Here is a 14,678-nt window from a genome sequence, read left to right on the forward strand (position 1 = left end):
GAGAGCGGACGCCTCAACTCTCCGCCGCTGGCGCACACCGGACTGACCTGGTTCGCCGACGCCGGAGTCCAAGTACACGTCCTTCGCAGGATCGCCGGCCACGGGTCACTGACCACCACCCAGCGCTACCCGCACCCGGACGTACACAAATCACGGCCGCCGACAGAATGATCAAGGGCCGGTTTCGGATGCCTCCGAAACCGGCCCTGACCTGCGACTCATACGAGTCGGGACGACAGGATTTGAACCTGCGACCCCTTGACCCCCAGTCAAGTGCGCTACCAAGCTGCGCCACGTCCCGCCGCGTTCTCCACGGTGATCGATCCTTATGGACGATCCGTGTGAACCCGCAGGTGAACCCTACCCTACGCGACCGGCCTTTCCCGACTGCCGGGACCGAGCCGCCCCCCGGTCAGGTCCGGTGCGGCCATGGCGAGATCGGCCCGTACGCGAGCCCGGATGTGCAGGATCAACGCTGCCAGATCGGCACAGTAGACGGTCGGGTTACGGAAGCCGCCGCCGGAGGCATACCGGTGTGCGAAGAGTCCGCCTCCGCACACGGCCACCAGAGGGCACCGTGTGCAAGTGGGGCCCAGTCCGTCGGCACCCGACTGCCGCTGGCGGAACAGGTGTTGTCCGAGAACGTCGTCGAGGCTGTTGCGGAAGACGTCGAGCCCCGTCTCCGGCGCTCCTTCGAAGGCGACTTTGAGCGAGTCGGACTGCTCGATGGAGCCGTCGGTCTCGATGACGGCCAGGGTCGCCGGCGCCAGCCCGACGGACTCCGTACGCACGGAGCCGCCGAGGAGGCCCGCCATCAGCTCCTCGAACAGCCGGATGCCCGTCTCCCGCTCGGACGCGTCGTACCACCGGTCGAAGACCCGTCGCAGCCAGTCGGCGTACGGCGTCTCCTCCGAGTGCGCCATCACGCCCCCGGCGGTCACCGGCGCGGTCGACGACACCCGGTGCCGTCGATCCCCGAGTCCGGGGGGCGGCACGTCCCAGGTGCCGTGCGGGAGCAGGAGGTCGATGCGCGGCGGACGTGAGGCGAGCAGGGCCTCGTACGTGTCGAGGGGGTCGTTCGCCAGGTCGATCGTGCACAGGAGACCCGCGTACAGGGAGCGGTGTTCGGGCGCTCCCAGCCGCGCGAGCCCTGCCATGACCTGCCCGTGACTTCCCAGCCCACGGGGGAAGCGGCGATGCCGGTCGTGCGCCGCCCGGGTGCCGTCCAGGCTGACGCTGACGGCTACCTCGTAGCGGTGGAGCACGTCGAGGATGTCGGGGGTGAGCAGGACGCCGTTGGTCTGTACGGAGAAGCGGACCGGTACCGCCCACTTCGCCAGCCCTCGGCCGAGGACGGTGAGCAACTCCTCCAGCCGTCCGGCCCCGAGAAGCAGCGGCTCTCCGCCGTGCAGCACGATCCGGACGCCGGGCAGCTCATGGGCCCTGGCGTGCTCTCCGATGCGGTGGGCCACCTGCTCGGCGACGGCCGCTTCCATGATGCGGGGCTTGTCTCGCCAGCTGGTGTCGGCCGAGTGGTAGACGTAGCAGTAGTCGCAGTCCAGATTGCAGCGGCTGTGCACTTTGAGGACGAACTGGCGTAATGCCGAGGAAAGGGGCGAACGCGGCGGGGAGATCACCACATCGGCGCTTCGAATTCGATCGACGACTCGAACTCGGCCGGGTGCGTGATATCCGGATTGGCGGCCTCCCATTCGAGGCGGCGCAATACGTGATCGAGGGCGCTGTTCGCGGTGCCGGTACGGGGGCGGTCCTCGGCAGGCCTGATCGCGTCCGCGCTGGAATGGGCACAGTCCGCAGACGCGAATGTCGAGGCCAAGGGGGGAGACACCGCTCTCCTAGGGTCAGAGCTGATAGGGGATGTCCGGCCGACAGGGTATGGCCGAAACCGTGAGCGGAGAATAGCAGCGACCCGTAAAGAAACGTCAGGAACGCGCATAAAGCACCGTAAAGAAACCCTCGCCGTGGCAGATGGGGCCAGGGCGGTTCGGTGACGCGGAATCAGAACGTAAAGGGTGGCTCGATGTCCGCGTCCAGTCGCACCCCGCTGTCCACCGCCTCGTAGGTCGGGTGATCGACGCCCAGGGTCCGGGCGGCGAGCTGCAGTGCCCCACTGTAGTGGTGCTCCGACTCCTCCGCGTCATCGGCCCCGGCAAGGTCGACGGAGAGGTTGGAGCGCAGGGTGATGACGTCGTAGTGGTCGGCGCCCAGCGTCTCCAACACCCCTTCGAGCGCCTCGCGTTCGAGGGCGATGGCGGCCTCCCGCTCACCGGTGTCGACGAGACAGTTGGCGTAGTTGATCATCGCGTCCAAGGTGTAGGGATGCCGCTCCCCGAGGGCCTGGCTCAGCGCCTTCAGGGCGCGCTGGGAGGTGGCACGGGCGGCCGCCGCGTGGCCGCCGAGCCGCAGATAGATGGCGAGGTTGTTCTGGCAGCCCAGCGTGTAGGGATGGGACTCCCCGAGGGTCTGCCGCTGGCGGGTCAGGATGTGGTCGGCATGCTCGCGGGCGCTATCGACGTCGCCCAGGGCCGCGAGCACGTTGGCCAGGTCGGCACGGGCGGCCAGGGTGTCCGGGTGGTCACGGCCTCGGTCCTCCGCGTACATCAGGTGGACGGACTCGACGAGTCGGCGGGCCTCCTCGTAGCGGCCCGACCGGCGCAGTGCCACCGCGTGGTTGCGCTGCGTGGACAGGGTCTGGGCGTGGCGCGGGCCGAGCCGCTCCCACAGCACCTGGCAGGTCTCCTCCAGAAGCACGAGGGCGGTCCGGAGGTCGCCTGTCTCGCGCAGGTCGCGGGCGTAGTTGGAGGCCGCACTGAGGGTGTAGATGTCCGTGCGGCCCTTGAGGTCGAGCCGGTCGCGGTACACCCTTCGGTGGATCTCCAGCGCCGCGTGCCGGTCCCCGCACAGGTACTCCGAGACGCCGAGGTTGCTGGCGTGCATGGACAGCCGGAGGTCGTCGGGCGGCCAGACGGCCTTGCTGGCCTCATAGGTGGCGCGGTCCCACTCACGGGCCTCGGCGTAGCGGCCGAGCGCGTTGAGGTCGGCGGCGACATTGGCGGCCGCGATCAGCGTACGGCGGCGATCGGGACCCACGAGTGCCGCCAACCGCCGGTGTACGTCGAGGTCGTTCTCCCAGGCCCCTCGCGAATTGCCCTGGGAACGCAGGATGTTGCCGAGTTGGGTGCGCAGTCGCAGGACCTGCATGTCGTCCGGGCCCAGGCGGTCGGTCCACGCCTCAAGAACGCGTTCGGCGGTGTCCCGCCCGGAGGCCAGCAGATTGCGGCGCCACAGACAGCGCACCGTGTCGATGATCCACTGCTGCACTTCGGGGTCGTCGCTGCGCGCCGCCCGGCTGGGCCACAGGTGGGGCAACAGCTGTGCGTAGCGCGGCCAACTCTCTGGTGCGCCAGGTGACTTGGGGTTGCCCGCGGCCAGCGCCGCGTGTACCACCGAGCGCAGACGCAGGCGTCGTTCCACGGGCAGCGAGTGGCGGATCTCGGCCTGCACCAGCCGGTGGATGACGAGCGTGCCCTCTTCCTGATCCGCGCTGGCCAGCCCGAACCGGTTGATCTCCTGGAAGACCTCGCTGATGGTCACCTCGTCCCGGGGTTCGTCCTCGTCGAGGGTGAGAGCGTCCATCAGGGAGCGGGTGTACAGCAGGTCCATGGGTATGGGGTCGGCGCCGAAGAAGCAGCAGATCTCCAACAGGTCGGCGGCAGCGGGGCTGTTGGACCGGATCTCCTCCAACGACACCAGCCAGCCCGCCATTTCCTGCGAGCGTTTCTCGGTGCGCTTGAGCAGTTCCGTCGTCTGGGTGCGCAACAGGTGCAGATAGCGATCGACGGGCATGGCCGTGGCACTGAGCCAGACCGCGGCCTGGTGGACGGCGAGGGGGAGGTCACCGAGTTCGTGTGCGATCTGCTGGGTGCTGTCCGGGTCGAGGCCGGGGTTGTGCCGGCTGAGGAGTGCCACGCTCTCGGCCCGGCTGAACACCTCGACCGGGAGCACGTCTCCGGCCTCCTCCCAGGTGCGGTCGCGGGACGTGACGATCACATGCCCGCCCCGTGAGATCTCCGTGGGGAGCCACTCGACCGTCTCGTCCGGGGTGCCCGCGCTGTCGTAGACGATCAGCCAGGTGCGGTACGGGGTTCCGCCGGCCAGGGACCTGAGCACCCGCTGGGCGGTGAGCGCGGTGTCCTCTCCGTGCTCGATGCCGAGTTGGGGAGCGAGGCGGGCCAATTCGCTGGCGATGACGGTGGGTTCGGCGGCCGTGACCCACCACACCACGTCGTAGGAACCGCGGAAACGGTAGGTGTACTCCAGAGCGGTCTGTGTCTTGCCGACCCCGCCGAGGCCCACGAGAATCTGGGGCCGCGACGATCCCTCCGTGCTGGTCAGCCGGTCCCGCAACTCGTGGAGCAACGCGTTCCGGCCGGTGAACCCGACGTTCCTGGGCTGTACGGACTCGACCGGCGGGTTCGTGCCCGGGTAGCGCGGGGGTTCCGGGGTCAGCTGTGCGGGTGCGCCGCGCACGGGGGTCGGGGCCGAGGGCGGCGGGCCGACGCTCTGCCGCAGCCGCCGTACCGCGTTCACCGCGCTGAGGTGGGCGATGCTGGGGGCGGCCGCGAGGTCGAAGGGCGGTTCGAGGGCTCGCTCGCCGCCCTGGATGCGGACCGCGATCACTTCGGGGGTCAGCGCGCGTTCCCTGACCGTCAGTGCCCGCCAGAGCACGGCTGCATGCGGCAACGCGGCGTACTCCGCGGACAGCAGGGCGAGGACCCTGCCCTCCTCAGCCAGGGCACGCACCACTTCCGGAGCGGTTTCGCCCGGCTTGGTGGCGGTGATGTCGTGCAGCGTGACGCGGAATCCGGCGGACTCCAGATGCCAGGCGGCCCACTCCGCCCAGATCCGGTCCTCGGGCGCGTGACTGATGAAGAGACAGGCGCTCATCGCCCGGCTCTTGTTCATGTACGCGGTCAGCAGTCGCTGCCGCTCCTCGTCGGGCAGGGGAACGCCACGCCGGACCTCGCCGTCGGTGAGCCAGTCGGTGAGCCGTTCGCAGGCCTTGAGCACGGTGCCTTCCTGCAGGGGCCGGTCACCGACGGGCGCGACGATCTCCTCGTACGCGTAGAACGTCTTGTACGGGATCTCCACGTCGCCCCAGTACCGCTCGACGTTGCCTTCCTCCACCCAGGACAGATGGCTGCCGAAGACCTCCCGGGCGCGGTCACGGCTGATTTCGAGCCGTTCCCGCTCCGCGTCCTCGACCCGCATGGGCACCGGCAGCAGCCGTATCGGCCGTCGGGCGCCCTGGGTCACGGAGCGGGCGACGTGCGCGGAGCCCCGGATGTTCTGCACGTTGTAGACGAAGCCCAGGACGAGGAGGTCGGGCATCAGGACCGTACAGATGCCCGAGCTGTCCGTCACGCCCGTACGGCTGTCGATCAGGACGTAGTCGTAGCGGGCGGCCATCTCCTCACGCAGCCTCCGCAGGAACGATCCGCCACCTAACCGTTCGTAGAAGGCGTGCCAGTCGAAGGAGGTGACGGAGTCCGAGTACGCGGCGTTCTGCCGCCCGGCGGGCAGGAAGTCCAGCCGGCCGCCGCTCGCGAACTTGAGGTCGAGGCCGACCACGTACGGGGTCAGGTCCAGCGTCCGGCGGTACCAGCCGTCGTCCTGCGGGACCTCCTCATGGCCGGGCAGGAGCACCGCCTGCTGGTAGGAGCGCAGCAGGTCGATCAGCCCGTCGGTGTCGCGCAGTTCGGGGTCGGTGAGCAGCGGGTGGAAGTAGCTGTGCAGGCCCGGGGCCTCCAGGTCCCAGTCGACGGCCAGGACGCGCTTGCCCCGGCTGGCCAGGATCCATGCCACGTTCGCCAGGGCCATCGTGCGGCCGACGCCGCCCTTGAACGAGTAGAAGGTGACGACCTGGCCTCGGCCGTCCGGTTCGCTGGAGGTGCTCATCCGGTCTCCTGGGCAGTCGTGGTCGGCGGGCCGGGCGAGGTCGGCGGGTCAGAGCCGAGGCATCGCGTCGGGGGGTGGTGCGCCCGGCGGCAGGCGCCGGACACGGCCGCTGGCGGCGATCCGGTTCTGCGTCACGGCCACCGCCCGGGCCAGCATGTCGTCGAACTGATGCTGGTCGACGGGTGCCCAGAACACCGGGTCATGGGGATCGTTGCGGCGCAGCCAGTTCCGCTGGAAGACCTCCTCCACCGCGTCCCACAGGGCCGCGTTGTCCTCGCCCGACTCCCGGTCGTGTTCATGGCAGGGCACGAGCACCGCGGTCGTCGGGTGGTACAGCTCGTCGTACCGGACGAGCGCTCCTCGGTACGGGGCCTCGCGCGCCGACCAGGCGTCCACGAGCAGGACACACACCTGGTTGAGCTGGCGGGCCCGGTTGAGGTGGCGGATCAGCTGGGCGTTCACCGGCGCCACGCTCGCGGTGTGCCCTTCACCGGTGATGACCCGCCTGGCCCGCTCCACCACGTTCGGCACGCGCGGCGGGCTGTACGGCGCCCACGTCCACGGGGCCTCCCCGTAGTAGGTCACACGTGAACGCCCCGTGGGCAGCCGTGACTTGGTACAGGCCGCCACGAATATCCGTACGTGGCCGGTGAGTTCCGGCACCTCGTCGAGCGGGAAACAGCCCCGGACCGTCGAGAGGTCGAAGGCGGGAGGGGCGTCGACCGGCAGGTTGAACGGGTCCGCCGCCCTGCGCACCCGGTCGGCCAGCTCCGCGACGACATGCCGGTACGCGTCCCCGCCGGGGTCCGACTGCATCAGTTGCAGCAGCCCGTACTTGAGGTAGTCCTCCCCCAGCCCCTGCTCCGTGTACTGCATGGCCTTGACCTCGGCGGGCATCCTGCGCTGCGGCACGGGCTCCCAGATCACCGGGACCAGCGCACGCGGCTGCACGGAGGTCATCTCCTGATACCGCTTCACCCGGGCGGCGAAGTGCGTCCACTCCTTGCCGCAGTACTGGCTGCGGAAGTACGCCGGCGAATAGAGCGCGACCATCGCCTTGCACGAGCCCACCGCCCGGCTCAGCTCCAGCAACCAGTCGTCCCCGAGCATGATGTTCTCGACGTCACGAAAGGTGGGCTGGCGGGCCGACACCGTCACCGGTAGGTCGAGAGCCTTCAGCAGGTCGCTGTAGAACCGCCCCACGTAGGCTGCCCGATCGTCCAACCTCGCATAAGAGAGAAAGAAATACGGCTGATCCAAGGCTCCCCCCAGCATGCCGCGCCGCACCGACGGCACCGGGGTCCTACCCGGCCACCGCCGCTCTCAGACATCCGGGCGACCGCCGAGTGAACACTCGACGCCGGGGGTCACCTCTGAGGAGGGGCGCGACGAGACGCCGCCGGCGCTGTCGGCGGACCTGGCGACACTTCGCGGACGCTTCGTCAGTGCTCTTCGCACGTCCACAAGACAGCACGTCCACAAGACAGTGGGGGTCGGCCGGCCGTACACACACCGAAACGCCGGGCGCTCTCCCCTCGCTACTTCGGCGGCGTAGGCGTGTCGTGTGTCCTGTACATCGCCTGGACGTCGAGTTCCAGCTGGATCGTCGGGCCGACCACGGCTATGCCGCGGGCGAGCATGGAGCGCCAGTTGAGGGTGTAGTCCTCGCGGTGGAGTTCGGTCTTGGCGAGGGCGGCGCAGCGGAGTTCCTCGCCGTAGCCGCCGTTGACGGTGCCGAGGTAGGTGGTGTCGAGGGCGACCGAGCGGCTCACGCCGTGCATGGTGAGGCTGCCCTGGAGGGTCCACTTGCTGCCGCCCCGGTAGGCGAAGCGGTGGCTGGTGAAGTCGATGTACGGGAAGCGTTCGACGTCGAGGAAGTCGGCGGAACGCAGGTGCGTGTCGCGGGTGTTGTTGCCCGTGGTGATGCTGGACGCGTCAATGCGTACCTGGACGCGGGACTCGGACACGTCCTGAGTGATCTGGAGGCCGCCGTCGAAGCGTTCGAAGCGGCCGTGTACGTGGGCCATGCCGACGTGCTTGGCGATGAAGCGGATCGCCGTGTGCGGCGGGTCGAAGAGCCAGGTGCCGGCGGCCGGGAGTTCGAGCTGCCGGGCCGACCGGAGCCACACCCGCTCCGGGGACAGGCCCGCGTCGGCCGCCACCTCGATCGTCTCGCGATGCGGTTCCAGACCCTCGGCCACGACGAGCAGGCTGTAGCTGCCCGGCGGCAGTACGGCCGTGAAGAAGCCGTACGGGTCGGTGGTGCCGCGTGCCGCGGTGCGGTGGGTGCGCAGTTCCGTGACCGTCACATCGGCCGCGCCCATGGGCTGGTTGACGGGGTCGAGGACCTCGCGGACGACGACTCCCGCGCCGGTCGGCACCGGAAACGTGAGGGCCGCGCCGCCTCCGGAGGCATTCCTGAATCGCCGCCGGAGCAGTCCGAGGGGCATGGTGTTCACCTTCCGTTTTGCGCTGTTCTTCTTCGTCGGTCACGTCGGTCACGTCGGTCACGTCGGTCACGTCGGTCACGTCGGTCTCGTCGTGCGGATCCGCGGGTCAGGGCCACGCCGGTGGCCGGTTGCCCTCGTACGCCGCCCTCAGGACCTCCCGGACACCCGCTGCTGTGAGGTTCCGTGGGTTCGGGTACGCCTGCCCGGTCACCTCGTCCGCCGCCGGGCTCAAGTCGGCTTCGCTGAGGCCCAGTTCGGCCAGCGAGCGGGGTGCGCCCAGACGGCGGGAGAGGTCCCACAAGGCGTGCGGGGCGTTGTCCGTGGCCAGGGCTCGGCCGAGTGCCGCCATGGCTTCGGGGGCGGCGGGGGCGTTGTGGGCGAGGGCGTACGGCAGGACGACCGTGTGGGTCTCGGCGTGCGGGAGGCCGAAGGTGCCGCCGAGGACGTGGCACAGCTTGTGGTGCAGGCCCATGGTGGTGGCGCCGAGTGTGGCGCCGCAGAGCCAGGCCCCGTACAGGGCTCGCCCGCGTGATTCCAGGTCGCCGGGGTCGGCCGCCACCCCGGGCAGAGCGCCGGCCATGGCCCGGGCGCCCTCCTCCGCCATCAGTGACACCAGTGGCGTGGCGTCCGGTGCGTACAGGGCCTCGGCCGCGTGGGCGACCGCGTTGATGCCGCTGGTCACGGAGAGGCTCACGGGGAGCGAGAGGGTGAGTTCGGGGTCGTAGACGACGCTGCGGGGGAGGACCGACGGGGACCGGCCGGTGCGCTTGGCGCCGTGCTCGGTCAGGCCCCAGACCGGGGTCATCTCGGAGCCGGAGTACGTCGACGGCACCGCGATCAACGGCAGTTCGGTACGGAGCGCGATCGCCTTGCCGAGGCCCATCGCCGAGCCGCCGCCGACCGCCACACAGCCGTCCGCGCCGACGGCCCGCACCGCCTCCACCGCCCGGTCCGCGACCTCCACCGGGACATGCTGGCGCGCCTGCGCGAACAACCCGGCGCACGTGTCGCCGAGCGAATCCGCCACCGTCCGGGCGGTCTCCGTGCCTCTCTGGCCGCAGACCACCAACAGCCGCCGCAGGCCCAGCCGTTCGGCCTCCTCCGCCACGGCCGTCAACGACGCGCCCGGCCGCATCACGACACGCATGGGCTGCGCCTCGTACATGAACTCCATTACGGCCGCTCCGCGTTGGGATCGGAGTTGGGATCCCGGTTGAGTACGAGGTCGAAGCGGGCGTGGCGGAACGGGCTCGGGATGCCGAACTCCCGTGCCAGGGGCGGGTCGTCGGTCTCGGTGAAGTCCTGGACGAGGCTCTCCTTGACCGCGAACACCGCGTCCGAGTCCAGGTGGTCGCTGCCGGCCACGAAGATGTGGGTGGTGACCGGCGTGTGTCCCTCCGCGGAGGCGATGAAGTGGATGTGGGCCGGGCGGTAGGGGTGGCGGCCCGTCGACCGGAGGAGGTCCCCGACGGGGCCGTCCGTGGGGATGGGGTACGGGCTCGGTACGCAGGTGCGGAACCGGAAGCGGCCCTCGTCGTCCGCCGTGAACAGTCCCCGCCCGTTGCCCGCCGGCTGGACGTCCGGCTGCTGGACGTCGTAGTACCCCTCGGCGTTCGCCTGCCAGACGTCGAGGACCGCGCCGGGCAGCTCAGTGCCGTCGTTCGACAGTACGCGTCCGCTGACCACGCACGGCTCGCCGTCGCCGACCAGGTCGATGTCCGCGCCGAGTTCACGGACCGGGGACTCGGTCATGTGGAAGGGACCGAGAACGGTCGACTCCGTCACGTCCCCGCTACCGTCGCTGTTGATCGTCTCGACGAGCATCGAGACACCGAGCACGTCCGACAGGAGGACGAACTCCTGCCGGGTGTCCGTGCAGGTCTGCCCGGTCGCCGTCAGAAAGCCGATGGCCTGCTCCCACTCCGCCATGGTCGGCTCGGTCTCCCGCACGAAGGCGTGGAGATGGCGGGTGAGGGCGGTCAGCAGTTCGCGCAGGCGCGGGTCGGCCGTGCCGTCGAGGCTGTCGACGACCGCCTCGGTGATTCGGGTGGTGAATTCGGTGGTCATGTCCTGGGGTCCTTCCGGTCAGCCATGCCCGAGGATCCGCCGCACCGCCTCGGTCAGCAACCGCTCGGCCTCCTCCACGGACGCGGCCGCCGTCGCGCGGCGGAAGGCGACGTACCCGTCCGGGCGTACGAGCAGGGCTCCCCCGTCGGCCACCTCGCTGAGCCGTGCCCAGTCGCCGTACGGGTCCTCGTACTGCTGGCCGGGGCCGATGACGGCGGTGGCGATCTCCAGGTCCTGGGCCCCGGCGGCCCGGATCCAGTGGGCGCCGCCGATGCCGGTGAGCAGGGTGAAACGGCCCTGGCCCACGGTGTCGAGCGTGGAGAGGGTGCGGGTGCCGGAGGTGATCCAGGCGTGCGGGAGTCTGGCGCCGGGGCGGGAGGTGGGCTGGTGGTGCAGCTCGGGGTCGCGGTCGAAGCCGGGGTCGGGCGTGCCGTCGGGGACGATCGCTTCCGACGCGTACCGCTGGTTGAGGTCAACGCCGTGCGCGTTGAACTCGTACACCTTGAACGCGATCGCCTCGCGCAGCTTCGCCCGCTGTTTCTGAGCCGCCTCGGTGTCGTCCTTGCGGGCGGCGATGTTGGCCCAGAGCTGCTCGGGGGTCTGCGGGGAGAGCCCGTCGAGCGCCTCGAAGACGGGGGCGGTCTCGCCGATGGACTTGTTGGCCCGGGTGACGACCTGCTTGCCGATGGGGGCGCGCTCGGCGGTGTAGGAGTCCAGCAGCTTCGGGGAGGCCGTGCCGGCGAGGACGAGCTTGAGCTTCCAGGCCAGGTTGTAGGCGTCCTGGATGGAGGTGTTGGAGCCGAGGCCGTTGGACGGCGGGTGGCGGTGCGTGGCGTCGCCGGCGCAGAAGACGCGGCCGTTCGAGTACGTCTCGGCGTACATCTCGTTGACGGTCCAGGCCGAGGACGACTTGATGGTCACCGGGATCTCGTCGTCGCCGACCAGCCTGCGGACGATCGACTCGGCGTACTCGGTGGTCAGGTCGGGAGCGCCCGCGGTGACGTCGTAGCCCCAGACGATCAGCCACTCGTTCCAGGGGCGCACGCACCGGACGAGGCCCGCGCCGATGCCGCCGACGGTGGCGCCGGGGGCGAGCACCCAGTAGAGGGTGGACGGGCGGTGCGCGGTGTACTTCGCCAGGTCCATGTCGAAGACGATGTTGATGCTGCCGGCCACGCCCATCTGGCCGCCCATCGGCAGCCCGGCGTCCTCGGCGACCTGTGAGCGGCCGCCGTCGGCGCCGATGAGGTACTTGGCGCGGATGGTGTACTCGTCGCCGCGCAGCCGGTCCTCGACGGTGACCGTCACGCCGAAGGCGTCCTGGACGAAGGACTTGTAGACCGTGCTGAAGCGCAGGCTGGTGCCGCGCGCGACGGCCGCGTCGACGAGCACCGGCTCCATGAGGTGCTGGGGCAGGTCGCACATCCGGGTGGGGCCGGCGAGCTCGTGCGCGGCCTGGACGAGCGGGTCGTTGCCCCAGGAGCGGACCCGGCCCAGTTCCTCGCCGGCGAGGCTGGTGCAGAAGGTCGTGTTGCCCATCAGCCCTTGCGGCGTGGCCTTCGCGACGACCTCGTCCTCGACGCCGAGGTCCCGCAGCACCTCCATGGTGCGCTGGTTGGTGATGTGCGCCCGGGGCGTCTCCGCGAGGCTCGCGTAGCGGGTGACCACCATGTTCGGGACGCCGTAGGTGCTCAGAGCGAGCGCGGCGGCGGCGCCCGCGGGGCCACTGCCCACGATCAGTACGTCGGTCACGACATCCGGCTCGACGGTCTGCACGGCAAACGCTCCAGGGAATGAGGACAGGCACCAACCGCTCAAGATCATGGAGGGCGGTGCGGGAGCGTGGGTGTCTCAATTAGAGACAGTGCGTGGGGGTTGTGTCGTGCGGATGCCGTTGCGGATGCCGTTAGGGATACGGGGCTGGGGCCACGCCCGTTCAGACGGACGACCCCACGGATGACTCACGGACGACCCGACGGAGGACTGACCGGGTGGCGGGCGCTGTGGGCGGCGGCGCTGTGGGCGGGCCGCCTCGCCCGCCCTCGGGGCGGTCGTTGCCTGTTCAACGTCGCCCGGTACGGTGAGTGGCGTCGTGACCACCGCAGAGCACCTTCCCGTCCGTCCCGCCCTGGCGTCGCTGCGCCAGGCCCGTGAGCTGTTCCTCGACGGACGTCGACTGCCCGACGGTGTGCCGGAGGAAGTCGTCGCCGCCTGGAAGCGTGCCCGGTTCTTCGGCGTACGACACGACGCACCGGACTCGCCGCCGGACTCGAACCTCAACGCCCCGCGGCATCCCGTACGACCGGACGAGTCCGCCCTGCTGACCGCGGCGCGGCCCGTGCTCGAACGGCTCGCCCCCGCCCTCGGCACCGGGCAGGCGGCGCTCGTGCTCACCGACGAGCGGCTGCGGGTGCTCTGGGCGACCGGGTGCGCGGCCGGCGGTCCCTGCTCCCAGGACCTCTCCGAGCAGGTGGTCGGCCACAACAGCGCGGCCCTCGCCCTGCGCACCCGCCACCGCGCCGAGGTGCACGGACCGGAGCACTTCCTCGATGTGTGGCAGGACATGTCCGCGGTCAGCGTGCCGGTCCTCGCGCCGGAGACCGGGCAGGCTCTGGGCACGGTGACGGTCGCTTCCGGGCTCTGCGCCGAGTCCGGTCCGCATCCGTGGGCCTCGCTCGCGGAGGCCGCGGCCGGCGCCGTCGAGGCGGAACTCCTCGCGCGGTCCCAGGCGGCGGAGCGCGTACTGCTGGACGCGTATCTGCGGGCCGCACGGGACCAGGGCCGAGCGGTCGTCGCCCTCGACGGCCGCAACCGTCTGGTGAACGAGGCCGCGGGGCGGCTGTTGTCACCGGAGGGGCTGGAGGCGCTGGAGCGGAGCGTGGTGGCGCTGCTGCGGGGCGCGGGGGATGGCGGGAATGGTGGGGTGGGCCAGGGGGGTGAGGGTGTCTCGGGTATGACACCGGCACCTACCCGGACCCGAACGCCGACCTCGCCACCGATACCGGCTCCGGCTCCGGCTCCGGCTTCGGCTCCGGCTTCGGCTCCGGCTTCGGCTCCGGCTTCGGCTCCGACGCGGACCCCGACCCCGGCCTCGGCCCCGACACCGATCCGGACCCCGACCCCGACCTCGTACCGCGTCCGGCTCCCGGACGGCGTCCGGTGTTCCGTGACGGTCACCACGGTGCCGCACCGAGGCTCGGTCATCGGCGCGGTGGCCGTGCTGGAGCCGCTGGGGCGGGTGACGCCGGCTCCGGCCGGGCGTGGTGTCGTGGCGCTGGCCGGGCGATCGGTGCCATGGCGGCACGCGGTGGGGCGCGCGACGGAGCTGGCCCGGTCGCCCGAGCCGCTGCTCCTCGTCGGCGAACGGGGCACCGGCAAGACCGCACTCGCCCAGGAACTGGTCACCGACGCACTGCTCGTCGACGCGGCCGAGGGCGAACTCGGTCTCGTGCTCGACGCCTTGACGGATGGTCAGCCCCTTCTCGTCCGCCACGTGGAACGACTCGCACAGCCCGACACCGCAACTCTCAACTCGCTCCTCGAAACGCACCCGGCCGCTCCCCTGCTGGTCACCTACACCCCCGGAGCTCCTGCCGGTCCCTGCCTCCAACGGCTCCTGGACACCCTGGCCGCACGCTCGGTCACCCTTCCCGCGCTGCGCGAACGCCCGGACGACATAAGGGAGTTGCTGGCAGCACTGGCTCCGAGGCCGACACCGGGACAGCCCCCGCTCACCTGGACGCTGGACGCCCTGCACGCCCTGGAACAGCACCCGTGGCCCGGCAACGTCACGGAACTGCTCCACCTCGTACGGGCGTTGGCCGAGCACCGCCGCGCCACGGGCCCCGTCCGGCGCGCCGAACTGCCGGACCCCGTCCGTGAGGGACCCCCGGCCCGGCGTCTCAGCCCGATGGAACACGCCGAACGCACCGCCATCCTGGAGGCCCTCCACCGCAACGGAGGCAACAAGGCCCGCACCGCGGCGTCCCTGGGCATCGCCCGCGCCACGCTGTACCGGAAGCTGCGGGGTTACCGGGGCTGACCGCGTCCGTCGCCGCGGATGTCTCGATCCGAAGGCTCATGACCGATGCCTCCTCCGGCACCACGATTCCGGCACCACGATTCCGGCACCACGACTTGTGGCCCACGGCGCCGGGTCCGCCCGTATCTCGGACGGACCCC

Annotated in this window: 9 protein-coding genes, 1 tRNA gene and 1 pseudogene; 2 read left to right on the forward strand and 9 right to left on the reverse strand. The window is 70.7% G+C overall.

The features are described from left to right. Positions 1–150, forward strand: a pseudogene (locus tag I8N67_RS44750) (tyrosine-type recombinase/integrase); the annotation flags it as partial. 77 nt (positions 151–227) lie between these two features. Here I8N67_RS44750 and I8N67_RS35745 read toward each other — a convergent pair. From I8N67_RS35745 to I8N67_RS35785, 9 genes are all read right to left on the reverse strand, one after another. Then, positions 228–301, reverse strand: a tRNA-Pro gene (locus I8N67_RS35745). A gap of 64 nt (positions 302–365) precedes the next feature. Then, a complete protein-coding gene (locus I8N67_RS35750; RefSeq protein WP_372443879.1) occupies positions 366–1,580 on the reverse strand; it encodes an FxsB family cyclophane-forming radical SAM/SPASM peptide maturase in 1,215 nt (404 codons plus the stop codon). A gap of 53 nt (positions 1,581–1,633) precedes the next feature. Further along, positions 1,634–1,837, reverse strand: coding sequence for a hypothetical protein (locus I8N67_RS35755; protein WP_200308473.1), 204 nt, complete (start codon positions 1,835–1,837; stop codon positions 1,634–1,636). Between the two features lie 182 nt (positions 1,838–2,019). Then, a complete protein-coding gene (fxsT, locus tag I8N67_RS35760) occupies positions 2,020–5,979 on the reverse strand; it encodes an FxSxx-COOH system tetratricopeptide repeat protein (protein ID WP_200308452.1) in 3,960 nt (1,319 codons plus the stop codon). Between the two features lie 48 nt (positions 5,980–6,027). After that, positions 6,028–7,203 carry a TIR-like protein FxsC gene (locus I8N67_RS35765; protein WP_200308453.1) on the reverse strand — a complete coding sequence of 392 codons (1,176 nt, stop codon included), beginning with the start codon at positions 7,201–7,203 and terminating at the stop codon, positions 6,028–6,030. Between the two features lie 314 nt (positions 7,204–7,517). After that, entirely contained in the window at positions 7,518–8,429 is a 912-nt protein-coding gene (locus tag I8N67_RS35770) for a YceI family protein (protein ID WP_200308454.1), read from the reverse strand. 106 nt (positions 8,430–8,535) lie between these two features. Next, on the reverse strand, positions 8,536–9,603 hold the full coding sequence (locus I8N67_RS35775) for a maleylacetate reductase (protein WP_200308455.1): 1,068 nt from the start codon (positions 9,601–9,603) through the stop codon (positions 8,536–8,538). Next, complete coding sequence (locus tag I8N67_RS35780) at positions 9,603–10,496, reverse strand: dioxygenase family protein (RefSeq protein WP_200308456.1); 894 nt, start codon at positions 10,494–10,496, stop codon at positions 9,603–9,605. Before I8N67_RS35780 ends, I8N67_RS35775 begins: the two co-directional genes overlap by 1 nt. 18 nt (positions 10,497–10,514) lie before the next feature. Further along, positions 10,515–12,272 carry an FAD-dependent oxidoreductase gene (locus I8N67_RS35785; protein ID WP_307835465.1) on the reverse strand — a complete coding sequence of 586 codons (1,758 nt, stop codon included), beginning with the start codon at positions 12,270–12,272 and terminating at the stop codon, positions 10,515–10,517. A 316-nt stretch (positions 12,273–12,588) separates the two neighbouring features. On the opposite strand from I8N67_RS35785, the gene I8N67_RS35790 reads away from it, so the two are divergent. Continuing rightward, complete coding sequence (locus I8N67_RS35790) at positions 12,589–14,538, forward strand: helix-turn-helix domain-containing protein (RefSeq protein WP_200308458.1); 1,950 nt, start codon at positions 12,589–12,591, stop codon at positions 14,536–14,538. Positions 14,539–14,678: the final 140 nt, after the last annotated feature.

The organism is Streptomyces adelaidensis (assembly GCF_016598475.1).
GTDB classification, from domain to species: Bacteria; Actinomycetota; Actinomycetes; order Streptomycetales; family Streptomycetaceae; genus Streptomyces; species Streptomyces adelaidensis.